Source organism: Streptomyces sp. NPDC017676, from assembly GCF_044329325.1.
In the GTDB taxonomy this organism is placed as follows: Bacteria; Actinomycetota; Actinomycetes; order Streptomycetales; family Streptomycetaceae; genus Streptomyces.
Map to the genome: position 1 here is coordinate 1 of NZ_JBIRJA010000004.1, position 23,227 is coordinate 23,227.

Here is a 23,227-nt window from a genome sequence, read left to right on the forward strand (position 1 = left end):
CGTGAGCTGGGTCGAGATCGACAACCACGACGACCTCGCCCGCGGACGGGTGATCGCGTGCCAGTACTGACCCGGCTCATCCCCTCGCCGGTCGTCGTCGACATCCGTCCGGGTGCCCTCGACGACCTGGCCTGTGTCCTGGCCGATCAGCGGATCTCGCACTCCGGGCGGCTCGCCGTCGCCGTCAGCGGCGGCTCCGGGGCCCGGCTGCGCGAGCGCCTCGCGCCCTCGCTGCCCGGGGCGGTCTGGTACGAGGTGGGCGGCGGCACCCTGGACGACGCGATCAGGCTGGCCGGCGAGATGAAGGCCGACCACTACGACGCGGTCGTCGGCCTCGGCGGCGGCAAGATCATCGACTGCGCCAAGTTCGCCGCGGCACGCGTCGGCCTCCCCCTGGTCGCCGTACCGACGAACCTCGCGCACGACGGCCTGTGCTCGCCGGTCGCCACCCTCGACAACGACGCGGGCCGCGGCTCCTACGGCGTCCCGAACCCGATCGCGGCCGTGATCGACCTGGACGTCATCCGCGAGGCCCCGGCCCGCTTCGTGCGCGCCGGCATCGGTGACGCGATCTCCAACATCAACGCGGTCGCGGACTGGGAGCTGGCGAACCGGATCAAGGGCGAGCAGATCGACGGCCTGGCCGCCGCCATGGCCCGGCAGGCCGGTGAGGCGGTGCTCCGGCACCCCGGCGGCATCGGGGACAACGACTTCCTCCAGGTGCTCGCCGAGGCGCTGGTCCTCACCGGTGTCGCCATGTCGATCTCCGGTGACTCCCGGCCCGCCTCCGGCTCCTGCCACGAGATCAACCACGCCTTCGACCTGCTCTACCCCCAGCGCGCCGCGGCCCACGGCGAGCAGTGCGGCCTCGGCGCCGCCTTCGCGATGTACCTGCGCGGCGCCCACGAGGAGTCGGCGTACATGGCCGAGGTGCTGCGCCGGCACGGGCTCCCGGTGCTGCCGGAGGAGATCGGTTTCACGCTGGACGAGTTCGTCCGCGCGGTGGAGTTCGCCCCCGAGACCCGGCCCGGCCGCTACACGATCCTCGAACACCTCGACCTCAAGACGAACCAGATCAAGGACATCTACGCCGACTATGTCAAGGCCATCGGTAGCTGAACTCCGTCCGGTCGTCCACCCCGCGGGGGTGAAGGACCGGCGCAGCGGTGAGCACTGGGCGGGACGCCTCTACATGCGCGAGGTGTCCCTGCGCGTCGACCGCTACCTGGTGAACACCAGGGTCACGCCCAACCAGCTCACGTACCTGATGACCGTCTGCGGTGTGCTCGCGGCCCCGGCCCTGCTGGTGCCCGGCATCCCGGGCGCCGTGCTCGGCGTGGTCGCCACCCAGCTCTACCTGCTGCTGGACTGCGTCGACGGCGAGATCGCCCGCTGGCGGAAGCAGTACTCGCTCGGCGGGGTCTACCTGGACCGCGTCGGGGCCTACCTCACCGACGCGGCCGTCCTGGTCGGCCTCGGTCTGCGCGCCGCCGACCTGTGGGGCAGCGGCCGGATCGACTGGCTGTGGGCCTTCCTCGGCACCCTCGCCGCGCTCGGCGCCATCCTGATCAAGGCCGAGACCGACCTGGTCGGCGTGGCCCGGCACCAGACCGGCCGGCCCCCGGTGCAGGAGGCCGCCTCGGAGCCGCGCTCCTCCGGCATGGCGCTGGCCCGCCGGGCCGCCTCGGCGCTGAAGTTCCACCGGCTGATCCTCGGCATCGAGGCCTCGCTGCTCATCGTCGTCCTCGCGATCGTGGACCAGGCCCGCGGCGACCTGTTCTTCACCCGCCTCGGTACGGCCGTCCTCGCCGGCATCGCCCTGCTGCAGACGCTGCTGCACCTGGTGTCCATCCTCGCCTCCAGCAGGCTGAAGTGAGCGCGCCCATGAAGGTCGGTGCCGTCATCATCACCATGGGCAACCGGCCCGAGGAGCTGCGGGCCCTGCTCGACTCCGTCGCCAAGCAGGACGGCGACCCGGTCCAGGTGGTCGTCGTCGGCAACGGCTCACCCGTCCCGGACGTGCCCGAGGGCGTGCGGACGGTCGAGCTGCCCGAGAACCTGGGCATTCCCGGCGGGCGCAACGTCGGCATAGAGGCCTTCGGACCCGGCGGTCGCGATGTCGACATATTGCTCTTCCTCGACGACGACGGCCTGCTCGCCCGTCACGACACCGCCGAGCTGTGCCGCGAGGCCTTCGCCGCCGACCCGGAGCTGGGCATCATCAGCTTCCGCATCGCGGATCCCGACACCGGCGAGACCCAGCGCCGGCACGTGCCCCGGCTGCGCGCCTCCGACCCGATGCGCTCCTCCCGGGTCACCACCTTCCTCGGCGGCGCCAACGCCGTCCGCACCCGCGTCTTCGCGGACGTCGGCGGGCTCCCGGACGCGTTCTTCTACGCGCACGAGGAAACCGACCTGGCGTGGCGGGCCCTCGACGCGGGCTGGATGATCGACTACCGGTCCGACATGGTGCTGTACCACCCCACGACCGCGCCCTCGCGGCACGCGGTCTACCACCGCATGGTCGCCCGCAACCGCGTCTGGCTCGCCCGCCGCAACCTCCCCGCCCTCCTGGTCCCGGTCTACCTGGGCGTCTGGCTGCTGCTCACGCTGCTCCGCCGCCCCTCGCGGCCGGCCCTGAAAGCATGGTTCGGCGGCTTCCGGGAAGGCTGGACGACGCCCTGCGGTCCCCGCCGCCCGATGCGCTGGCGTACGGTGTGGCGACTCACCCGACTGGGCCGTCCGCCGGTCATCTGACAAGCTCGTCCCTGGAGTGCCCGGGCGCACTGTGGACCGGCGCGCGGGACGACGAACTCGAACGCGAATCCGAAGACGAAAGTATCCACCTGTGAGTGAGACCACGCACGACGGCACGGTCGCCGTGACCGCGGCCGCGCCGCCCGACGAGGGGCTGACGGCGGCCCAGCTCGCCGCCAAGTACGGGCTTGCCGTGAGCGGTGCCCGGCCCTCGCTCGTGGAGTACGTCCGTCAGCTCTGGGGGCGCCGTCACTTCATCCTCGCCTTCTCCCAGGCGAAGCTGACCGCGCAGTACAGCCAGGCCAAGCTCGGCCAGCTCTGGCAGGTGGCCACGCCGCTGCTGAACGCGGCCGTGTACTTCTTCATCTTCGGCCTGATCCTGCACGCCAGCCGCGGCATGTCACAGGACGTGTACATCCCCTTCCTGGTCACCGGCGTGTTCGTGTTCACCTTCACGCAGAGTTCGGTGATGTCGGGCGTCCGCGCGATCTCCGGCAACCTCGGGCTGGTGCGCGCCCTGCACTTCCCGCGCGCCTCGCTGCCCGTCTCCTTCTCGCTCCAGCAGCTCCAGCAGCTGCTGTTCTCGATGATCGTGCTGTTCCTCGTGGCGATCGGCTTCGGCAGCTATCCGGACCTGTCCTGGCTGCTGATCGTGCCCGTCCTCGCCCTGCAGTTCCTCTTCAACACCGGGCTCGCGCTGATCATGGCCCGTGCGGGTGCCAAGACCCCGGACCTGGCCCAGCTCATGCCGTTCGTGATGCGGACGTGGATGTACGCCTCCGGCGTGATGTTCTCCATCCCGATCATGCTGGAGGACAAGCCGCACTGGATCGCGACGGTCCTGCAGTGGAACCCGGCCGCCGTCTACATGGACCTGATGCGCTTCGCCCTGATCGACGGCTACGGTTCCGAGAACCTGCCCGACCACGTGTGGGCGGTGGCCGGCGGCTGGGCCGTGCTCTTCGCCGTGGGCGGCTTCGTGTACTTCTGGAAGGCGGAGGAGCGGTACGGCCGTGGCTGAGCAGAACACCCAGGACCGCCGTCCGACGGTCATCGCGGACGACCTGCACATCGTCTACCGGGTCAACGGCGCCAAGACCGGCAAGGGCAGCGCCACGGCGGCCCTGAGCCGGATCCTCAGGCGCCGCTCCGACGACGCGGCGCGCGGGGTGCGCAAGGTGCACGCCGTGCGCGGCGTGTCCTTCGTCGCCTACCGCGGCGAGGCCATCGGCCTGATCGGCTCCAACGGCTCCGGCAAGTCGACGCTGCTGCGGGCCATCGCCGGCCTGCTGCCCGCGGAGAAGGGCAAGGTCTACACCGACGGCCAGCCGTCCCTGCTGGGTGTGAACGCGGCCCTGATGAACGACCTGACCGGCGAGCGGAACGTCATCCTCGGCGGGCTCGCCATGGGCATGTCCCGGGAGCAGATCAAGGAGCGCTACCAGGACATCGTGGACTTCTCGGGCATCAACGAGAAGGGTGACTTCATCACCCTGCCCATGCGCACCTACTCCTCCGGCATGGCGGCTCGCCTGCGCTTCTCCATCGCCGCCGCCAAGGACCACGACGTCCTGATGATCGACGAGGCGCTGGCCACCGGCGACCGCAAGTTCCAAAAGCGCTCGGAGGAGCGCATCCGGGAACTGCGCAAGGAGGCCGGCACGGTGTTTCTGGTCAGCCACAACAACAAGTCCATCCGTGACACCTGCAACCGGGTGCTGTGGCTGGAGCGCGGTGAGCTGCGCATGGACGGACCGACCGAAGAGGTCCTCAAGGAGTACGAGAAATTCACGGGCAAGTAACCCGTTTCGGTCAGGGCCCCGCCGGAATTCTCGCGGCGGGGCCCTTCCGTCTGCAAAGGAAACGTCAACTCCGTCCAGCGTTAGGAATCTTGAAGGCAATCGGTGTGTTGTTGTGATGTGCAGGACACCCTGCCGCGCCACGCCGCGTTGTACAACGTAAGCTGTACCGGCGTCGGAAACCGGCAAGTGGGGCGATAATGCGCGCCCGCCTGCGGTGGGCACGCCTGCGCGGAGCGGGGCGGCGTGTCCGAAATAGTGTGTATCGGATCGGCAGTGTAGAACGGGAGATGTGACGGCAATGGCTACGGAAACTCCCCTGCTCAGCGGAGCATGTGCCGTCCACGCCCCGGGCAGCGCACGATGACGGCCGCCGTCGAGGCGCCCGACCTGGAACGCGCCACCCTGGACAAGGCCGCCCGCGAGAACTTCCCGGTGGCCCCCTTCTTCCTCCCCCGTGCGTGGCGCGCCGACCTCATGGCCGTCTACGGGTTCGCCCGCCTGGTGGACGACATCGGCGACGGCGACCTCGCCCCCGGCGGGGCCGACGCCCGGCTGCTCGGCGTGTCGCCCGCCGACGCCGCCGACCGCCTGGTCCTCCTCGACGCCTTCGAGGCCGACCTGCGCCGCGTCTTCGACGGCACCCCGCGCCACCCGCTGCTGCGCCGCCTGCAGCCCACCGTCCGCCGTCACGCGCTCACCCCCGAGCCGTTCCTCGGGCTGATCGCCGCCAACCGCCAGGATCAGCTCGTCACCCGGTACGAGACCTACGACGACCTCCTCGCCTACTGCGAACTCTCCGCCAACCCGGTCGGCCGCCTCGTCCTCGCCGTCACCGGCACCTCCACCCCCGAGCGGATCCGGCTCTCCGACGCTATCTGCACGGCGCTGCAGATCGTCGAGCACCTCCAGGACGTCGCCGAGGACCTCGGCCGCGACCGGATCTATCTCCCCGCCGAGGACATGAAGCGCTTCCACGTCCAGGAAGCGGACCTCGCCGCGAAAACCACGGGCGCATCGGTGCGCGCCCTGGTTGCATACGAAGCACAACGCGCCCGCGATCTGCTGAATGAAGGCGCCCCCCTGGTGGGTAGCGTCCACGGCAGGCTCAAGCTGCTGCTCGCAGGGTTCGTGGCGGGGGGAAGGGCGGCGGTCCGCGCGATCGCCGCCGCCGAATACGACGTACTTCCCGGCCCGCCCCGACCCGGCAAGGTCCAGTTGCTGCGCGAGGCGGGCGTGATCCTGCGAGGAGAGGGGTGATCCGGACCGTGGATTCTCCGCCGCACGTGTCCGCACCGGTACTCGCCGCCTACAGCTACTGCGAGGCCGTCACCGGGCAGCAGGCCCGTAACTTCGCCTACGGCATCCGGCTGCTGCCGACGGCCAAGCGCCGCGCCATGTCGGCGCTGTACGCGTTCTCCCGGCGCGTGGACGACATCGGCGACGGCGAGCTGGCCGGCGAGGTCAAGCTGGTGCGGCTGGAGGAGACCCGGGCGCTGCTCGCCCGGATCCGCGAGGGCGGGGTCGAGGAGGACGACACCGACCCGGTGGCCGTCGCCCTCAGCCACGCCGCGCGCGCCTTCCCGATCCCGCTCGGCGGCCTGGACGAGCTGATCGACGGCGTCCAGATGGACGTACGCGGGGAGACCTACGAGACCTGGGACGACCTGAAGGTCTACTGCCGGTGCGTCGCCGGTGCCATCGGCCGTCTCTCGCTCGGCGTGTTCGGCACCGGACCGGGCGCGCGCGGCGCCGAGCGCGCGGCCGAGTACGCCGACACGCTGGGCCTCGCCCTCCAGCTCACCAACATCCTGCGCGACGTCCGCGAGGACGCGGCCGGCGGCCGTACCTATCTGCCCGCCGACGACCTCGCCAAGTTCGGCTGCTCGGCCGGGTTCAACGGGCCGACCCCGCCGGAGGGCTCCGACTTCGCGGGTCTCGTGCACTTCGAAGTGCGGCGCGCCCGGGCCCTGTTCGCCGAGGGCTACCGGCTGCTGCCCATGCTCGACCGTCGCAGCGGCGCCTGTGTGGCCGCGATGGCCGGCATCTACCGCCGGCTGCTGGACCGCATCGAGCGCGACCCGGAGGCCGTGCTGCGCGGCCGGGTCTCGCTGCCCGGACACGAGAAGGCCTACGTCGCCGTGCGCGGTCTCTCCGGACTCGACACCCGGCACGTGACCCGCCATGTCTCCCGGCGCTCCGTCCGGAGGCGCGCCTGATGCAGCGCACCGAACCAGAGCCGGCCGAACCGGACGGCATGCGACAGGCAACCCTCTCCCGCGGCGTGGCGTCCCTGACTGCGACGGCCGGGCGTGCACCGTTCAACCAGCACACTCGCGCCCCGCGGGGGCGCGGGGCTGTGTCTCAGATGCGGCTACCGCCGCGTGGGCACGACCAGCCACGACGAAGCCGCGGACGACGGGCGGCCCTCAACGGCCCGGCCTGCGGAGCGCTCGCACGGAAGGACGCACGATGAGTGACGGCGCACCCCCCGCACCGGCGCGGTCCGGCACTGCGCGCACGGCAGGCCGCAGCGCGGTCGTGGTCGGTGGCGGCCTCGCCGGGATCACCGCGGCGCTCGCCCTCGCCGACGCGGGCGTCCGGGTCACCCTGCTGGAAGGCAGGCCCCGGCTGGGCGGACTCGCCTTCTCCTTCCAGCGCGGCGAACTGACCGTCGACAACGGCCAGCACGTGTACCTGCGCTGCTGCACCGCCTACCGCTGGTTCCTCGACCGGATCGAGGGCGCGGCGCTGGCACCGCTGCAGGACCGCCTGGACGTGCCCGTCGTCGACGTCGCCAAGCCCGAGGGGCGGCGGCTGGGCAGGCTGCGGCGCGACCCGCTGCCCGTCCCCCTCCACCTGGGGCGCAGCCTGGCCGCCTATCCGCACCTCTCGCTCGCCGAGCGCGCGGCCGTCGGGCGGGCCGCGCTCGCGCTGAAGGGGCTCGACCTCGCCGATCCGACCCTGGACACCCAGGACTTCGGCAGCTGGCTGGCCGCGCACGGTCAGTCGGCGCGTGCCGTCGAGGCCCTGTGGGACCTGGTCGGGGTCGCCACCCTCAACGCGGTCGCGGGCGACGCCTCGCTGGGGCTCGCCGCGATGGTGTTCAAGACCGGTCTGCTGTCCGACCCGGGCGCGGCCGACATCGGCTGGGCCCACGTCCCGCTGGGCGAACTGCACGACCGGCTGGCCCGCAAGGCGCTCGACTCCGCGGGCGTGCGTACCGAGGTCCGTACACGCGTCACCTCCGTCTCCTTCAACGAGAACGGGACGTGGAGCGTTCAGGTTCCCGGCGAGAACCTCGAAACCGACGCGGTCGTCCTCGCCGTACCCCAGCGCGAGGCCCACGACCTGCTGCCGCCCGGCGCCCTCGACGCGCCCGAACGGCTGCTGGAGATCGGCACCGCGCCGATCCTGAACGTCCACGTGGTCTACGACCGCGAGGTGCTCGCCCGGCCCTTCTTCGCCGCCCTCGGCACGCCCGTGCAGTGGGTGTTCGACCGGACCCATGCCTCCGGACTGCGCACGGGACAGTACCTGGCGCTGTCCCAGTCGGCCGCGCAGGACGAGATCGACACCCCGGTCGCCGAACTCCGCGAGCGCTACCTGCCCGAGCTGCAACGGCTGATCCCGGGTACGCGCGCCGCCGAGGTGCTGGACTTCTTCGTGACCCGGGAGCGCACGGCGACGTTCGCCCCCACCCCCGGCGTCGGGCGGCTGCGGCCCGGCGCCCGCACCAAGGCCCCCGGCCTGTACCTGGCCGGAGCGTGGACCGCCACCGGGTGGCCCGCGACCATGGAGAGTGCGGTCCGCAGTGGAGTGAGCGCGGCCGACGCCGCGCTCAGCGCCCTGGGCCGGCCCCGCCCCCGCCACCTCTTCGAGTTCGAGGAGGCGGCCTGATGCCCGATCAGCAGGCGGCCGGTCCCCGCACCCCCGGTACCGCAACAAGAGGAGAGACTGTGCCCACTGTGCCCCCGGCCTCGACGCCCGCTCCACGGGCCGCGGTGGACGTGACCGCGCTGCTGGAGCGCGGCCGCAACCTGGCCACACCGGTGCTGCGCGCGGCCGTCGACCGCCTGGCGCCTCCCATGGACACCGTCGCCGCCTACCACTTCGGCTGGATCGACGCGGCCGGCAACCCCGCCGACGGCGACGGCGGCAAGGCCGTCCGCCCCGCGCTCGCCGTGCTCTCCGCCGAGGTCACCGGCTCCGCACCCGAGGCGGGCGTCCCGGGCGCGGTCGCCGTCGAACTCGTGCACAACTTCTCGCTGCTGCACGACGACCTCATGGACGGCGACGAGCAGCGCCGGCACCGGGACACCGTCTGGAAGGTGCACGGCCCCGCCCAGGCCATCCTGGTCGGCGACGCCCTGTTCGCCCTCGCCAACGAGGTCCTGCTGGAACTCGGCACGGTCGAGGCCGGCCGCGCCACCCGCCGGCTGACCACCGCCACCCGCGCCCTGATCGACGGTCAGGCCCAGGACATCTCCTACGAGCACCGCGACCGGGTCAGCGTCGAGGAGTGCCTGGAGATGGAGGGCAACAAGACCGGTGCCCTGCTCGCCTGCGCCTGCTCCATCGGCGCGGTCCTCGGCGGCGCGGACGACGCCACCGCCGACGCGCTCGAACGGTACGGCTACCACCTCGGCCTCGCCTTCCAGGCCGTGGACGACCTGCTCGGCATCTGGGGCGACCCGGAGGCCACCGGCAAGCAGACCTGGAGCGACCTGCGCCAGCGCAAGAAGTCCCTGCCCGTGGTGGCCGCGCTCGCGGCCGGCGGCCCCGCCTCCGAGCAGCTCGGCGAGATCCTCGCCGCCGACGCCAAGAGCAGCGACTTCGAGAACTTCTCCGAGGAGGAGTTCGCGGCCCGCGCCGCCCTCATCGAGGAGGCCGGCGGCCGCGAGTGGACGGCGGCGGAGGCACGCCGTCAGCACACCATCGCCATCGAGGCCCTCGACGCCGTCGACATGCCCGACCGGGTGCGGGACTCCTTCACGGCGCTCGCGGACTTCGTCGTCGTACGGAAGAGATGATCACCATTGGCCTGATGAGCCTCGCGTAGTCGCCGGCCGGTGTCTCCCCACGGATGAAGGACACCGGCCGACGGCGGACCCACAGCAGCACGACTCGCACGACTGCACGAAGGGGAAGCCATGACAGCGACGACCGACGGAAGCACCGGGGCGACCTTGCCGTCCCGGGCTGCCGCGGCCAGCGACACCACCCTCACCACCCCCGAGGCGGCCGGGGTACAAGAAGCCGCCACGCGCGCCGCACGACGCGCCACCGACTTCCTGCTCTCCCGGCAGGACTCCGAGGGCTGGTGGAAGGGCGACCTGGAGACCAACGTCACCATGGACGCCGAGGACCTGCTGCTCCGTCAGTTCCTGGGCATCCAGGACGAGCAGACCACGCAGGCCGCCGCGAAGTTCATCCGCGGCGAACAGCGTGAGGACGGCACCTGGGCCTCCTTCTACGGCGGCCCCGGCGAACTGTCCACCACCATCGAGGCGTACGTCGCCCTGCGTCTGGCCGGCGACGCGCCCGACGCCCCGCACATGGCGAAGGCGTCCGCCTGGATCCGCGAGCGCGGCGGCATCGCCGCCTCCCGCGTGTTCACCAGGATCTGGCTCGCCCTGTTCGGCTGGTGGAAGTGGGAGGACCTGCCCGAACTCCCCCCCGAGCTGATCTGGTTCCCCACCTGGATGCCGCTCAACATCTACGACTTCGGATGCTGGGCCCGGCAGACCATCGTCCCGCTCACCATCGTCTCGGCCAAGCGCCCGGTGCGCCCCGCGCCCTTCCCGCTGGACGAACTGCACACCGACCCGGCCCGGCCCAACCCGCCCAGGCCCCTGGCCCCGCTGGCCAGTTGGGACGGCGCCTTCCAGCGCATCGACAAGGCGCTGCACCAGTTCCGCAAGGTCGCCCCGCGCAGGCTGCGCAAGGCCGCGATGAACGCGGCGGCCCGCTGGATCATCGAGCGGCAGGAGAACGACGGCTGCTGGGGCGGCATCCAGCCGCCGGCCGTGTACTCGGTCATCGCCCTGCACCTGCTCGGCTACGACCTCCAGCACCCCGTGATGCGTGAGGGCCTCGCCTCCCTGGACCGTTTCGCCGTCTGGCGCGAGGACGGCGCCCGGATGATCGAGGCCTGCCAGTCCCCGGTCTGGGACACCTGCCTGGCCACCATCGCCCTCGTGGACGCCGGTCTGCCCGTCGACCACCCCCAACTGGTCAAGGCGGCCGACTGGATGCTCGGCGAGGAGATCGTCCGGCCCGGCGACTGGGCCGTGAAGCGTCCCGGACTGCCGCCGGGCGGCTGGGCGTTCGAGTTCCACAACGACAACTACCCGGACATCGACGACACCGCCGAGGTCGCTCTCGCGCTGCGCCGGGTCCGGCACCACGACCCCGAGCGCGTCGACAAGGCGATCGGCCGGGCCGTGCGCTGGAACCTCGGCATGCAGTCGAAGAACGGTGCCTGGGGCGCCTTCGACGTCGACAACACCAGCCCGTTCCCCAACCGGCTGCCGTTCTGCGACTTCGGCGAGGTCATCGACCCGCCGTCCGCGGACGTCACCGCGCACGTCGTGGAGATGCTCGCCGCCGAGGGACTCGCCCACGACCCGCGCACCCGCCGCGGCATCGACTGGCTGCTCGCCGAACAGGAACCGGACGGCTCGTGGTTCGGCCGCTGGGGCGTCAACTACATCTACGGCACCGGCTCGGTGGTGCCCGCGCTGACCGCGGCCGGACTGCCCGGCTCGCACCCGGCGATCCGGCGGGCCGTGACCTGGCTGGAGAGCGTCCAGAACGACGACGGCGGCTGGGGCGAGGACCTGCGCTCCTACAAGTACGCCAAGGAGTGGAGCGGCCGGGGCGCCTCCACCGCCTCGCAGACCGCGTGGGCGCTGATGGCACTGCTCGCGGCGGGGGAGAAGGACTCCGAGGCCGTCGAGCGCGGCATCCAGTGGCTGGCCCGGACCCAGCGCGAGGACGGCACCTGGGACGAGCCGTACTTCACCGGCACCGGCTTCCCCTGGGACTTCTCCATCAACTACCACCTGTACCGGCAGGTGTTCCCGCTCACCGCGCTCGGCCGCTACCTGCACGGCGACCCCTTCGAGCGCAAGCTCCTCGCCAAGGCCGGGACGGCCGCGTCACGGGCGACGGGGAGCTGACTTGAACGGCCAGCCCGCCCCGGCCCCGCTGCTGATCGCCTGCGCGCTCGGCATCGAGCACCTCGCCCTGCGCACCGGCGACAGGAGCGGGGCGGACGGGCCGTACACCGTCGTCCGCACGGGCATGGGCCCGAAGGCGGCGGAACGCTCCGTCGGCCGGCACCTCGCCGGTCCGGCGGCGGCCGGCACCGCCGTGCTGGCCACCGGTTTCTGCGCCGGGCTGGCCCCCGGCATGCACCCCGGCGACCTGGTCGTCGCCGAGGAGACCCGGGACCCGCGCGGGACCGTCCCGTGCGTGGGCACCGACCTGCTGGTCAAGGAACTCGTGCGCCTGCTGCCCGGACGCACGGTCCACACCGGCCCGCTCACCGGCTCCGACCACGTGGTGCGGGGGGCCGAGCGGTACGATCTGCTCGCCACCGGCGCGGTCGCGGTCGACATGGAGTCGGCGGCCACGCTGCGCACGGCCGTCCGCACGGGCGACCGCCCGGTCGCGGCCGTCCGGGTCGTCGTGGACGCTCCGGAACACGAACTCGTCCGGATCGGCACGCTGCGCGGTGGAATATCAGCCTTCCGCGTTCTTCGTTCCATCCTTCCCTCATTTTTTGAATGGCACCGTTCTTTGCTGCTCCCTCGGAGGTGAGCCAGATGGCCATGCCGTTGCGCCAGTCCATCAAGGTCGCGACATACCTGGCTGAACAGAAGCTCCGCAAGCGGGACAAGTTCCCGCTCATCGTGGAGCTGGAACCGCTGTTCGCCTGCAATCTGAAGTGCGAGGGCTGCGGCAAGATCCAGCACCCGGCCGGTGTGCTCAAGCAGCGCATGCCGGTCGCCCAGGCCGTGGGCGCGGTGCTGGAGTCCGGTGCGCCGATGGTGTCCATCGCCGGCGGCGAACCGTTGATGCACCCTCAGATCGACGAGATCGTGCGGCAGTTGGTGGCGAAGCGGAAGTACGTCTTCCTGTGCACCAACGCGATGCTGCTGCGCAAGAAGATGGACAAGTTCACGCCCTCGCCCTACTTCGCCTTCGCCGTGCACATCGACGGGCTGCGGGAGCGGCACGACGAGTCCGTCGCGAAGGAAGGCGTCTTCGACGAGGCGGTGGAGGCCATCAAGGAGGCCAAGCGGCGCGGCTTCCGGGTCACCACCAACTCCACCTTCTTCAACACCGACACCCCGCAGACCATCATCGAGGTGCTCAACTTCCTCAACGACGACCTCAAGGTCGACGAGATGATGATCTCGCCCGCCTACGCCTACGAGAAGGCTCCCGACCAGGACCACTTCCTCGGTGTCGAGCAGACCCGCGAGCTGTTCCGGAAGGCCTTCGCGGGCGGCAACCGCAAGAAGTGGCGGCTCAACCACTCCCCGCTCTTCCTGGACTTCCTGGAGGGCAAGGTCGACTTCCCGTGCACCGCGTGGGCGATCCCGAACTACTCGCTCTTCGGCTGGCAGCGCCCCTGCTACCTGATGAGCGACGGGTACGTGCCGACGTACCGCGAACTCATCGAGAAGACCGACTGGGACAAGTACGGCCGCGGCAAGGACCCGCGCTGCGACAACTGCATGGCGCACTGCGGCTACGAGCCGACGGCCGTCCTCGCCACCATGGGCTCCCTCAAGGAGTCCCTGCGGGCGATGCGCGAGACCGTCTCCGGGAACCGGGAGTGAGGCGATGACCGCCGTTCCCTTGGGCGTTCCCGGGGTACCGGCCCGTCCGGTCGCGCCGCGACGGCAGTCGCGGCAGATCCACGTCGGGCCGGTGGCGGTCGGGGGCGGAGCCCCGGTGTCGGTGCAGTCCATGACGACGACCCGCACGTCGGACATCGGCGCCACCCTGCAGCAGATAGCGGAACTCACCGCGTCCGGCTGCCAGATCGTCCGCGTCGCCTGCCCCACGCAGGACGACGCGGACGCCCTCGCCACCATCGCCCGCAAGTCGCAGATCCCGGTGGTCGCGGACATCCACTTCCAGCCGAAGTACGTGTTCGCCGCCATCGAGGCCGGCTGTGCGGCGGTGCGCGTGAACCCCGGCAACATCAAGAAGTTCGACGACCAGGTCAAGGAGATCGCCAGGGCCGCCAAGGACCACGGCACGCCGATCCGGATCGGCGTCAACGCCGGTTCGCTGGACCGGCGGCTGCTCCAGAAGTACGGCAAGGCGACCCCGGAGGCCCTGGTCGAGTCGGCCCTGTGGGAGGCGTCGCTCTTCGAGGAGCACGACTTCCGCGACATCAAGATCTCCGTCAAGCACAACGACCCGGTCGTGATGATCGAGGCGTACCGGCAGCTCGCCGAACAGTGCGACTACCCGCTGCACCTGGGCGTCACGGAGGCCGGTCCGGCCTTCCAGGGCACGATCAAGTCGGCCGTGGCCTTCGGGGCGTTGCTGTCCCGGGGCATCGGGGACACCATCCGGGTGTCGCTGAGCGCGCCGCCCGCCGAGGAGGTCAAGGTCGGCATCCAGATCCTCCAGTCGCTGGGGCTGCGGCAGCGGCGCCTGGAGATCGTCTCCTGTCCGTCCTGCGGCCGGGCCCAGGTGGACGTGTACAAGCTCGCCGAGGAGGTCACCGCCGGGCTGGACGGCATGGAAGTGCCGCTCCGGGTGGCGGTGATGGGGTGTGTGGTCAACGGTCCGGGCGAGGCTCGCGAGGCCGACCTCGGAGTTGCCTCGGGCAACGGAAAGGGCCAGATCTTCGTCAAGGGCGAGGTCGTCAAGACCGTCCCCGAGTCGAAGATCGTGGAGACCCTCATCGAGGAGGCCATGAAGCTCGCCGAGCGGACGAGCCCCGCAGACAGTTGAGTTGAGGCAAGGCACGGACCGAGAGGGGGCCCTAGCGTGACGATTCTGGAGAAGATCCGGGGACCACGCGACCTGAAGGCGCTGTCCGAGGCGGAACTCGGTGAACTGTCCGAGGAGATACGTGACTTCCTGGTGCACGCGGTGTCGAGGACCGGCGGTCACCTCGGCCCCAACCTGGGGGTCGTGGAACTGACCGTCGCGCTCCACCGGGTCTTCGAGTCACCGGTCGACCGCATCCTGTGGGACACCGGCCACCAGAGCTATGTGCACAAGATGCTGACCGGGCGTCAGGACTTCTCCAAGCTGCGCGGCAAGGGCGGACTGTCCGGCTACCCCTCGCGCGAGGAGTCCGAGCACGACGTCATCGAGAACAGCCACGCCTCCACCGCGCTCGGCTGGGCCGACGGGCTCGCCAAGGCCAACCAGGTGCTGGGGGAGAAGGGCCATGTGGTCGCGGTCATCGGCGACGGCGCGCTGACCGGCGGCATGGCCTGGGAAGCGCTCAACAACATCGCGGCGGCCAAGGAACGGCCGCTGATCATCGTCGTCAACGACAACGAGCGGTCGTACGCCCCCACCATCGGCGGCCTCGCCAACCACCTGGCCACCCTGCGCACCACCGACGGCTACGAGAAGGTCCTCGCCTGGGGCAAGGAGGTGCTCCAGCGCACCCCGGTCGTCGGCAGCACCCTCTACGAGTCCCTGCACGGCGCGAAGAAGGGCTTCAAGGACGCCTTCGCCCCGCAGGGCATGTTCGAGGACCTGGGCCTGAAGTACCTCGGCCCGATCGACGGCCATGACATCGGCGCCGTCGAGTCCGCGCTGCGCCGCGCGAAACGCTTCCACGGCCCCGTCCTGGTCCACTGCCTCACCGAGAAGGGCCGCGGCTACGAGCCCGCCCTCGCGCACGAGGAGGACCACTTCCACACCGTCGGCGTGATGGACCCGCTCACCTGCGCACCGCTCGCCCCGGCGGGCGGCCCCTCCTGGACCTCGGTGTTCGGCGAGGAGATCGTGAAGATCGGCGAGGAGCGCGAGGACGTCGTGGCGATCACGGCGGCCATGCTGCACCCGGTCGGCCTCGGGAAGTTCGCCGAGCGCTTCCCGGACCGGGTGTGGGACGTGGGCATCGCCGAGCAGCACGCGGCCGTCTCCGCGGCCGGCCTCGCGACCGGCGGGCTGCACCCGGTCGTCGCCGTCTACGCCACCTTCCTCAACCGGGCCTTCGACCAGCTCCTGATGGACGTCGCCCTGCACCGCTGCGGGGTCACCTTCGTCCTGGACCGGGCCGGCGTCACCGGCGTCGACGGGCCCTCCCACAACGGCATGTGGGACATGTCCGTCCTCCAGGTCGTCCCGGGGCTCAGGATCGCCGCCCCGCGCGACGCCGACCAGCTGCGCGCCCAGTTGCGCGAGGCGGTCGCCGTGGACGACGCGCCCACCCTGGTCCGCTTCCCGAAGGAATCCGTCGGCCCGTCCCTGCCGGCGCTCGACCAAGTCGGCGGCATGGACGTCCTGCACCGCGCCGACCGCCCCGAGGTGCTGCTGGTGGCGGTCGGCGTGATGGCCTCCGTGTGCCTCCAGGCCGCCGAGCTGCTCCAGGCCCGCGGCATCGGCTGCACGGTGGTGGACCCGCGCTGGGTCAAGCCGGTCGACCCCGCGCTGCCGGGCCTGGCGGCCGAGCACCGTCTGGTGGCCGTGGTCGAGGACAACAGCCGGGCCGCGGGCGTCGGTTCGGCGGTGGCGCTGGCCCTCGGCGACGCCGACGTGGACGTGCCGGTGCGGCGGTTCGGCATCCCGGAGCAGTTCCTTCCGCACGCCAAACGCAGCGAGGTGCTGGCCGACATCGGTCTCACGCCCGTCGAGATCGCCGGGCGGATCAGCGCGAGCCTGGCCGTCAAGGACGTCGGCGGCGCAGTCAAGGAGAGTGAATGACCACCGAGTTCGACCTCGGCGCCCTGCTCGCCGAGCGCGGAGCCGAGCGCTACGAGCTGCACGCGAGGCACCTCAACCCGCAGCTCCCGCGCATGCTGCACACCATCGGCTTCGACAAGGTCTACGAGCGTGCCGAGGGAGCGCACTTCTTCGACGCGGAGGGCAACGACTACCTGGACATGCTCGCCGGGTTCGGTGTGATGGGCCTCGGCCGCCACCACCCGGTCGTCCGCAAGGCGCTGCACGACGTCCTGGACCTGGACCTCGCCGACCTCACCCGCTTCGACTGCCAGCCGCTGCCCGGCCTGCTCGCCGAGCGGCTGCTGGCCCACAGCCCGCACCTGGACCGGGTCTTCTTCGGCAACAGCGGCACCGAGGCGGTGGAGACGGCCCTGAAGTTCGCCCGGTACGCCACCGGTAAACCGCGCGTCCTCTACTGCGACCACGCCTTCCACGGCCTGACCACCGGCTCCCTCTCGGTCAACGGCGAGAGCGGCTTCCGCGACGGCTTCGCCCCGCTGCTGCCCGACACCGCCGTACCGCTCGGGGATCTCGACGCCCTGGCGCGGGAGTTGATGAAGGGCGACGTCGCCGCGCTGATCGTGGAGCCGATCCAGGGCAAGGGCGTGCACGAGGCGCCGCCCGGCTATCTGCGGGCCGCTCAGGAGCTGCTGCACCGGCACAAGGCGCTGCTCATCGCCGACGAGGTGCAGACCGGCCTCGGCCGCACCGGCGACTTCTACGCCTACCAGCACGAGGACGGCGTCGAACCCGACCTGGTGTGCGTCGCCAAGGCACTGTCCGGCGGCTATGTGCCCGTCGGCGCCACTCTCGGCAAGGAGTGGATCTTCAAGAAGGTCTACTCGTCCATGGACCGGGTGCTGGTGCACTCGGCGAGCTTCGGCTCCAACGCCCAGGCCATGGCGTGCGGGCTCGCCGTGCTGTCGGTCATGGAGAACGAGCAGATCGTCGCCGGCGTGCGCCGGACGGGCGAACTGCTGAAGTCCCGGCTCACCGCGCTGATCGACACGTACGAACTGCTCGCCGACGTCCGGGGCCGGGGCCTGATGATCGGCATCGAGTTCGGCAAGCCGTCCTCGCTGAAGCTGCGCAGCCGCTGGACCATGCTCCAGGCGGCCCGCAAGGGGCTGTTCGCCCAGATGGTCGTCGTACCGCTGCTCCAGAAGCACCGCATCCTCACACAGGTCTCCGGTGACCATCTGGAGGTGATCAAGCTCATTCCGCCGCTGGTCATCGACGAGGCCGACGTGGACCGGTTCGTGGATGCCTTCGCCGCGGTCATGGACGACGCGCACAGCGGCGGCGGCCTGATGTGGGACTTCGGCAAGACCCTGATCAAGCAGGCGGTGGCCAACCGCTGACGGGTGCCGGCCGGCGCGGCTGCCCCCGCTCTTTGCCTCAGAGGCAAGAAAATTGCCTGCGGGGCAAGACTGGGGCTGAATGGAGGCATGAACGCCTCAGACGCCGCGCCGGCGGGGGGCCCGGCTCCGGACGACGGCCTGCCCGCCGTCGCGCCGCAGCTGCGCGCCCTGCGCCGGCGCGCCGGCCTCACGCTGGAGGCCGCGGCCCGCGCGGCCGGGCTCTCCCCGGCCCACCTCTCCCGGCTGGAGACCGGGCAGCGTCAGCCGTCGCTGCCGATGCTGCTCGCGCTCGCCCGTATCTACGGTACGACCGTCTCCGAGCTCCTCGGTGAGACGGTCACCGACCGGGACGCGATCGTGCGGGCCGCCGACATGGAGCCGACCCGCGCGGGCGGGTGGACGTACGTCCAGGCCGGCGCGCCCGGCCGCGGCATGCAGGCCCTGCGGGTCCGGGTGCCGTACGGCTCGCAGGGCGACATCGTGCGCGTCCACCCCGGTGAGGAATGGCTCTACGTCCTCACCGGGCGACTGCGCCTGTGCCTCGGCGACACCGTGCACCTGCTGGGGCCCGGTGACAGCGCGCACTTCGACTCGCTCACCCCGCACCGCCTCGCCGCTGAGGACCACGACGGCGTGGAGCTGCTGTTCGTCCACACCCTGCTGCAGAGCCCCACGGCCACGCTGTGCCTGGGCCCGCTGACCGGAGAGCTGCCATGAGCAACTTCGAGGAGAAGTTCCCCCGATCCCTGTGGATCCGGCTGATCATCTACATCGCCCTCGGGCACGTCCTGGCCGCGTTCCTCTACCTGCTGTTCGCGTTGGGCGGCAAGGGATAGGGGCATAGGGGCGGAACCAGCCGGCCGGCGTCCTCCCGTCAGTCCAGCAGGCGGGCGCGCAGCCGCTCGCGGGAGTCGGGGGAGAGGCCGAGGCCCCGCGCCAGGTAGGTGTCGATGTCGCCCCAGGTCTCCTCGATGCTCCCGAAGGCCGCCTCCAGGTACTCGGCGCGGGCGTCGAAGAGGGGGTTGAGCAGTTCCATCACCTCGGGCGTGTACGCGGTGTCCGCGCTGCCGCTGCGGCGGACCTTGTAGCGGCGGTGGGCGGCGCCCGACTCCAGGTAGTCGGCGACGATCGCGTCCCGCTCCACTCCCAGAGCGAGGAGCGTGACGGCCATGGAGATGCCCGCGCGGTCCTTGCCCGCCGCGCAGTGCATCAGCGCGGGCACGCTGTCGTCGGCCAGCGCGTGCAGCACGCGCGCGTGCTCGGCGGTGCGCTCCGTGACGATCTTCCGGTAGGAGGCGATCATCCGGGCCGCGCCCTTGCCGTCGTCCAGGATCGCGCGCAGCTGGTCGAGGTCGCCGTCGCGGACCATCTTCCAGAACTCGGCGCCGTCCGCCGGGTCGCTCAGCGGCAGGTTCACGTTCCGCACGCCGGGCAGCTCGACGTCCGGCCCTTCCAGCTTCTGGTCGGCCGCGTTGCGGAAGTCGAAGATCGTGTGCAGGCCCAGGGAGGAGAGGAAGGCCGCGTCCTCCTCCGTCGCGTGCGCCAGGTGCCCGCTGCGGAACAGCACGCCGTACCGCACCCGCCGCCCGTCCGTGGTCGGCAGCCCGCCCACGTCACGGAAATTGCGCACTCCGGCCAGCTCCGGCTCGGTCGACGGGACCTGCTGCGTCACGGGGGCTCCTCCCGGTCGGTCCCCGCCGTCGCGGCTCGTCGGCGGGCGCTGAGTCGACCATACGGCATCGATTTCCTCGGGCAATGAGTTGTCCACAGGCATTGTCAGAGGGGTCCGCGGCCCTTGATGATGTTGGCACTTGAGCGGATCTGTTGGCACCTGTGAGGTCTCGATGGTGGACATCGCCGAAAACGGTCGTACGTGGCTCCTGTCGGGCCCCAGCAGCAGCTATGCACTGCATCTCACCGACGCGGGCGAGCTGCTCCATCTGCACTGGGGGCCACGGATCGCCCTCGCCGACGCCGAGGCGCTCGCGGTGAGCCCGCTGCCCGGCTACTGGCCCTTCGAATCCCCCCTCGACGGCCGGGAGGAGTACCCCGTCGAGGGCGGCCCCCGCTTCGTCCGCCCCGCCCTGTCCGTGCGCACCGAGGAGCGGCGCGGCACCGAGTGGCGCTTCGTGGCGTACGACACCGCGCAGGACGACGAGCTGCGGCTGCGCTTCGACGACGACGGCGTGGCGATCACCCTGCACTACCGGATGCGCGGAGACGTCGTGGAGCGCTGGGTGACCGTCGAGAACGGCGGCCATGCGCGCGTGGAGCTGCTGCGGGCCGACGCGGCCACCTGGACCCTGCCCGACCGCGAGGGCTGGCGGCTGTCCCAGCTGCACGGCCGCTGGGCCGCCGAGTCCCGGCTCACCACCGCCCCCCTCACCTACGGGGAGAAGGTCATCGGCAGCCGCCGCGGCCACACCGGTCACCAGCACCTGCCCTGGGTCGCCCTGGACACCGACGCCACCGAGGAGCGCGGCGAGGTCTACGGCTGCGCGCTCGGCTGGTCCGGCTCCTGGCGCATCGCGGTCGCCCAGCTCCCGGACGCGCGCGTGCAGATCACCGGCGGCGCCGGTTACGACGACTCGGGCCTGCTGCTCCTCGCGCCCGGGGAGTCGTACACCACCCCGGTCTTCGCGGGGCTGTGGAGCGACGGCGGCTTCGGCGGCGCGAGCCGGGCCTGGCACGCCTACCAGCGGGCGCACGTCATCCCGGACGCCGAGCGGGACCGGCCCGTGCTGTTCAACTCCTGGGAGGCCACCTTCTTCGACATCTCCGAGGAGCAGCAGCTCGCGCTCGCCCGCCGGGCCGCCGAGATCGGGATCGAGCTGTTCGTCGTCGACGACGGCTGGTTCGGCACCCGCACCAGCGACCGCGCCGGCCTCGGCGACTGGACGCCCAACCCCGACCGCTTCCCGCACGGACTCAAGCCGCTCGCCGACCAGGTGCACGGGCTCGGCATGCAGTTCGGCATCTGGGTCGAGCCCGAGATGGTCAACCCGGACAGCGACCTGTACCGGGCCCACCCGGACTGGGTGCAGTACCAGCCGGGACGCAAGCGGACGGAGCTGCGCAACCAGCTCGTTCTCAACCTCGCGCGCGAGGACGTCCAGGAGTACCTGTGGGAGCAGTTGGACACCCTGCTGTCCAGCGCCCCCATCGACTATGTGAAGTGGGACTTCAACCGCTGCTTCACCGACGCCGGCTGGCCCGGGGAGCCGTACCCGCAGCGCCTGTGGGTGGACCACGTCCGCGCCCTGTACGCCCTGCTGGACCGGCTGCGGGCCGCGCACCCCGGGGTCGCCTTCGAGTCCTGCTCGGGCGGCGGCGGCCGGATCGACCTGGGCGTGCTCGGCCGCACCGACCAGGTGTGGACCTCCGACAACACCGACCCGCTGGACCGGCTCGCCATCCAGCACGGCTTCACGCACATCCATCCCGCGCGCGTGATGGCGGCCTGGGTCACCGACAGCCCGAACACCCAGCTCAACGGGCGGGTCAGCTCGCTGCGCTTCCGGTTCGTCAGCGCCATGGCGGGCGTGCTCGGGGTCGGCGGCGACCTGACGGAGTGGAGCGCACAGGAGCTGGCGGAGGCCCGGCGGTGGGTGGAGCTGTACAAGGAGATCCGCCCGGTCGTGCAGCACGGAGAGCTGTACCGGCTGCGGCCTCCGGCAGGAGGTCTGAGCGCCGTGCAGTACGTCCGGGGGGAGGAGACCGTCGTCCTCGCCTGGCTGCAGGCCCAGAGCTACGGCGAGCCGGTGCCGGCGGTGCGGCTGCGCGGGCTCGACCCGACGGCATCGTACGAATGCCGCGAAACGGGCGAAGTGCACCGAGGTGCCGTACTGCTGCACCACGGGCTGCGCACCGGACTCAAGGGCGACCTGGATGCGACGGTCATCCGACTGCGCCGCATCTGACTTTTCTGTCCGCATTGGTGCCTTCATTCCAACTCGCCGCGGAATGAGGGCCCCTGCGGAAGTGGCGCGTGAGGAGGGTCATATCCGTGACCGTCCGTCGCGCGTCATGTCCACGTAATTCCGTTTCTGTAAAACCGAATTGGAAGAGAGAAGGGGGCGGGAATTCACGGTCGGTGACCGTGGATTCCCGTATCCGATCATCCGGAACCGGAACAACGGGAACCGACTGCTTGTTTCCGCGCGTCCTGCTCGCTTACGTTCGCCACCGACCCGGGCGGAACGCCGAATCCTGCCGCCGTCCGGACTCCCCACACATGACCCGCGTCGGCAGGAGCGGGGGACCCACCAGGTACGACGGCCTGTCCGGTCTCCGCGACAGGCCAGGGGTGCAGCCGTGCCGCGCACGGCCGGGCAGCTCCAGCCCGAACCCGACAGCTCACCTCGCAGGCGCCGGAGAGGAATTGCGCCATGCCTGCCAAGGGTAAGCACCGACGTCCCAAGACCCCGCGTTTTTCCCGCTCCCTCGCCGTCGCCGGAACCGGTGGCGCCGCCCTGGCCCTGCCCCTCCTCGGGGCCACCGGAGCCCATGCCGCGACCCCCGCGCGGTCCGCCCCCGGAACGGCCGTACACCACCTTCACGACGCGGTGGAGAAGACCGCCGCGCAGCAGGACGCGGGCGTGCGCACCTACACCGTGCGCAGCGGCGACTGCCTCGCGACGATCGCCCGGGACCAGCACGTCAGCGGCGGCTGGCAGCGGCTCTACGACGACAACCGGCAGGCCGTCGGCGCCGACCCCGGCCTCATCCACCCGGGCCTGAAGCTCAGCATCGGCGGGAAGGCCGCGCCGGCCACCGCGCAGCCGGCGACCCCCGAGTCCACCGGGCCGGCGGCCCCGAAGCGCACGGACTCCGCCGCGCCGGAGGCCGCCCGGCAGGCCGCGCCGAAGCCCGCCGCCCAGCCGGCCTCCGCCGGTTACACCCTCCCGGTGGCCGGGGCCACCGTCGGCACCGGCTACCACGTCGCCGGCAGCATGTGGTCCAGCGGCTACCACACCGGCGTCGACTTCGTCGTCCCGGCCGGCACCCCCCTCAAGGCCGTCGCCGCGGGCACCGTCGTCTCCGCGGGCTGGGGCGGCGCGTACGGCAACCAGGTCGTCATCAAGCTGAGCGACGGCTACTACGCCCAGTACGGCCACCTCTCCCAGCTGTCCGTCTCCGCCGGCCAGACCGTGACCGCCGGTCAGCAGATCGGCCTGTCCGGCGCCACCGGCAACGTCACCGGCCCGCACCTGCACTTCGAGATCCGCACCACGCCGGACTACGGCTCGGACGTCGACCCGGTCGCCTACCTCCGCTCGCACGGTGTCGCCGTCGGCTGACGCCGCCCCCCTCGCACCACCTGCCCGCCACGCTGCCGAAGGCCGGACCCACGATCCCCGGGTCCGG

General features: G+C 71.4%; 21 protein-coding genes and 1 riboswitch. Of the genes, 20 read left to right on the forward strand and 1 reads right to left on the reverse strand.

Annotated features, from left to right (window positions below; translation table 11 throughout):
- Nucleotides 1–57 precede the first annotated feature (57 nt).
- The 18 genes from ACH4LD_RS10050 (at nt 58) to ACH4LD_RS10135 (ending at nt 18,696) form a co-directional block, all read left to right on the forward strand.
- Entirely contained in the window at nt 58–1,119 is a 1,062-nt protein-coding gene (locus ACH4LD_RS10050; RefSeq protein WP_398053783.1) for an iron-containing alcohol dehydrogenase family protein, read from the forward strand.
- On the forward strand, nt 1,097–1,876 hold the full coding sequence (locus tag ACH4LD_RS10055) for a CDP-alcohol phosphatidyltransferase family protein (RefSeq protein ID WP_398053784.1): 780 nt from the start codon (nt 1,097–1,099) through the stop codon (nt 1,874–1,876). The genes ACH4LD_RS10050 and ACH4LD_RS10055 overlap by 23 nt, the downstream gene beginning before the upstream one ends.
- 8 nt (nt 1,877–1,884) lie before the next feature.
- Nucleotides 1,885–2,757 (forward strand): glycosyltransferase, encoded by an 873-nt coding sequence (locus ACH4LD_RS10060; protein WP_132789123.1) that lies wholly within the window; start codon nt 1,885–1,887, stop codon nt 2,755–2,757.
- Nucleotides 2,758–2,848: 91 nt separating this feature from the next.
- Nucleotides 2,849–3,778: an ABC transporter permease gene (locus tag ACH4LD_RS10065; RefSeq protein ID WP_103814012.1), complete on the forward strand. Its 930-nt coding sequence runs from the start codon at nt 2,849–2,851 to the stop codon at nt 3,776–3,778.
- Complete coding sequence (locus ACH4LD_RS10070) at nt 3,771–4,559, forward strand: ABC transporter ATP-binding protein (protein WP_014676201.1); 789 nt, start codon at nt 3,771–3,773, stop codon at nt 4,557–4,559. Before ACH4LD_RS10065 ends, ACH4LD_RS10070 begins: the two co-directional genes overlap by 8 nt.
- Before the next feature lie 360 nt (nt 4,560–4,919).
- Nucleotides 4,920–5,816, forward strand: coding sequence for a squalene synthase HpnC (gene hpnC, locus ACH4LD_RS10075; protein WP_398053785.1), 897 nt, complete (start codon nt 4,920–4,922; stop codon nt 5,814–5,816).
- Nucleotides 5,813–6,775 (forward strand): presqualene diphosphate synthase HpnD, encoded by a 963-nt coding sequence (gene hpnD, locus ACH4LD_RS10080; protein ID WP_398053786.1) that lies wholly within the window; start codon nt 5,813–5,815, stop codon nt 6,773–6,775. The genes hpnC and hpnD overlap by 4 nt, the downstream gene beginning before the upstream one ends.
- Nucleotides 6,776–6,813: 38 nt before the next feature.
- Nucleotides 6,814–7,032, forward strand: coding sequence for a DUF6380 family protein (locus tag ACH4LD_RS10085; protein WP_398054121.1), 219 nt, complete (start codon nt 6,814–6,816; stop codon nt 7,030–7,032).
- Entirely contained in the window at nt 7,029–8,456 is a 1,428-nt protein-coding gene (hpnE, locus tag ACH4LD_RS10090; RefSeq protein WP_398053787.1) for a hydroxysqualene dehydroxylase HpnE, read from the forward strand. Before ACH4LD_RS10085 ends, hpnE begins: the two co-directional genes overlap by 4 nt.
- Nucleotides 8,456–9,589, forward strand: a complete 1,134-nt coding sequence (locus ACH4LD_RS10095; RefSeq protein WP_132789096.1) for a polyprenyl synthetase family protein — start codon at nt 8,456–8,458, stop codon at nt 9,587–9,589. Before hpnE ends, ACH4LD_RS10095 begins: the two co-directional genes overlap by 1 nt.
- Nucleotides 9,590–9,709: 120 nt before the next feature.
- Nucleotides 9,710–11,740 carry a squalene--hopene cyclase gene (gene shc, locus ACH4LD_RS10100; RefSeq protein ID WP_398053788.1) on the forward strand — a complete coding sequence of 677 codons (2,031 nt, stop codon included), beginning with the start codon at nt 9,710–9,712 and terminating at the stop codon, nt 11,738–11,740.
- A 1-nt stretch (nt 11,741) separates the two neighbouring features.
- Nucleotides 11,742–12,383: a 1-hydroxy-2-methyl-2-butenyl 4-diphosphate reductase gene (locus ACH4LD_RS10105; RefSeq protein WP_132789094.1), complete on the forward strand. Its 642-nt coding sequence runs from the start codon at nt 11,742–11,744 to the stop codon at nt 12,381–12,383.
- Nucleotides 12,384–12,388: 5 nt separating this feature from the next.
- Nucleotides 12,389–13,411 carry an adenosyl-hopene transferase HpnH gene (gene hpnH, locus ACH4LD_RS10110; protein ID WP_014676208.1) on the forward strand — a complete coding sequence of 341 codons (1,023 nt, stop codon included), beginning with the start codon at nt 12,389–12,391 and terminating at the stop codon, nt 13,409–13,411.
- 4 nt (nt 13,412–13,415) lie between these two features.
- Nucleotides 13,416–14,543, forward strand: a complete 1,128-nt coding sequence (gene ispG / locus ACH4LD_RS10115) for a flavodoxin-dependent (E)-4-hydroxy-3-methylbut-2-enyl-diphosphate synthase (protein ID WP_132789092.1) — start codon at nt 13,416–13,418, stop codon at nt 14,541–14,543.
- Nucleotides 14,544–14,579: 36 nt separating this feature from the next.
- On the forward strand, nt 14,580–16,478 hold the full coding sequence (gene dxs / locus ACH4LD_RS10120) for a 1-deoxy-D-xylulose-5-phosphate synthase (RefSeq protein WP_398053789.1): 1,899 nt from the start codon (nt 14,580–14,582) through the stop codon (nt 16,476–16,478).
- The gene (locus ACH4LD_RS10125; protein WP_398053790.1) at nt 16,475–17,860 is read left to right on the forward strand and encodes an aspartate aminotransferase family protein; all 1,386 of its coding nucleotides are present in this window, start codon (nt 16,475–16,477) and stop codon (nt 17,858–17,860) included. The genes dxs and ACH4LD_RS10125 overlap by 4 nt, the downstream gene beginning before the upstream one ends.
- An 87-nt stretch (nt 17,861–17,947) precedes the next feature.
- A complete protein-coding gene (locus tag ACH4LD_RS10130) occupies nt 17,948–18,577 on the forward strand; it encodes a helix-turn-helix domain-containing protein (protein WP_398053791.1) in 630 nt (209 codons plus the stop codon).
- Nucleotides 18,574–18,696, forward strand: a complete 123-nt coding sequence (locus tag ACH4LD_RS10135; protein ID WP_037824369.1) for a DUF6126 family protein — start codon at nt 18,574–18,576, stop codon at nt 18,694–18,696. The genes ACH4LD_RS10130 and ACH4LD_RS10135 overlap by 4 nt, the downstream gene beginning before the upstream one ends.
- Nucleotides 18,697–18,734: 38 nt before the next feature.
- Here ACH4LD_RS10135 and ACH4LD_RS10140 read toward each other — a convergent pair whose 3' ends face one another.
- On the reverse strand, nt 18,735–19,532 hold the full coding sequence (locus ACH4LD_RS10140) for a tyrosine-protein phosphatase (protein WP_398053792.1): 798 nt from the start codon (nt 19,530–19,532) through the stop codon (nt 18,735–18,737).
- A 172-nt stretch (nt 19,533–19,704) separates the two neighbouring features.
- On the opposite strand from ACH4LD_RS10140, the gene ACH4LD_RS10145 reads away from it, so the two are divergent.
- Nucleotides 19,705–21,780, forward strand: coding sequence for an alpha-galactosidase (locus ACH4LD_RS10145; RefSeq protein ID WP_398054122.1), 2,076 nt, complete (start codon nt 19,705–19,707; stop codon nt 21,778–21,780).
- 270 nt (nt 21,781–22,050) lie between these two features.
- A riboswitch (cyclic di-AMP (ydaO/yuaA leader) is annotated at nt 22,051–22,243 on the forward strand.
- 5 nt (nt 22,244–22,248) lie between these two features.
- Complete coding sequence (locus tag ACH4LD_RS10150) at nt 22,249–23,160, forward strand: peptidoglycan DD-metalloendopeptidase family protein (RefSeq protein ID WP_398053793.1); 912 nt, start codon at nt 22,249–22,251, stop codon at nt 23,158–23,160.
- The last annotated feature ends 67 nt before the right edge of the window (nt 23,161–23,227 follow it).

Coding starts and splice junctions, on each gene's coding strand:
- ACH4LD_RS10055 (WP_398053784.1), top strand. CDS start 1,097: ATGTCAAGGCCATCGGTAGCTGAACTCCGTCCGGTCGTCCACCCCGCG.
- ACH4LD_RS10060 (WP_132789123.1), top strand. CDS start 1,885: ATGAAGGTCGGTGCCGTCATCATCACCATGGGCAACCGGCCCGAGGAG.
- hpnC (WP_398053785.1), top strand. CDS start 4,920: ATGACGGCCGCCGTCGAGGCGCCCGACCTGGAACGCGCCACCCTGGAC.
- ACH4LD_RS10085 (WP_398054121.1), top strand. CDS start 6,814: ATGCGACAGGCAACCCTCTCCCGCGGCGTGGCGTCCCTGACTGCGACG.
- hpnE (WP_398053787.1), top strand. CDS start 7,029: ATGAGTGACGGCGCACCCCCCGCACCGGCGCGGTCCGGCACTGCGCGC.
- ACH4LD_RS10095 (WP_132789096.1), top strand. CDS start 8,456: ATGCCCGATCAGCAGGCGGCCGGTCCCCGCACCCCCGGTACCGCAACA.
- shc (WP_398053788.1), top strand. CDS start 9,710: ATGACAGCGACGACCGACGGAAGCACCGGGGCGACCTTGCCGTCCCGG.
- hpnH (WP_014676208.1), top strand. CDS start 12,389: ATGGCCATGCCGTTGCGCCAGTCCATCAAGGTCGCGACATACCTGGCT.
- ispG (WP_132789092.1), top strand. CDS start 13,416: ATGACCGCCGTTCCCTTGGGCGTTCCCGGGGTACCGGCCCGTCCGGTC.
- ACH4LD_RS10125 (WP_398053790.1), top strand. CDS start 16,475: ATGACCACCGAGTTCGACCTCGGCGCCCTGCTCGCCGAGCGCGGAGCC.
- ACH4LD_RS10130 (WP_398053791.1), top strand. CDS start 17,948: ATGAACGCCTCAGACGCCGCGCCGGCGGGGGGCCCGGCTCCGGACGAC.
- ACH4LD_RS10135 (WP_037824369.1), top strand. CDS start 18,574: ATGAGCAACTTCGAGGAGAAGTTCCCCCGATCCCTGTGGATCCGGCTG.
- ACH4LD_RS10145 (WP_398054122.1), top strand. CDS start 19,705: ATGGTGGACATCGCCGAAAACGGTCGTACGTGGCTCCTGTCGGGCCCC.
- ACH4LD_RS10150 (WP_398053793.1), top strand. CDS start 22,249: ATGCCTGCCAAGGGTAAGCACCGACGTCCCAAGACCCCGCGTTTTTCC.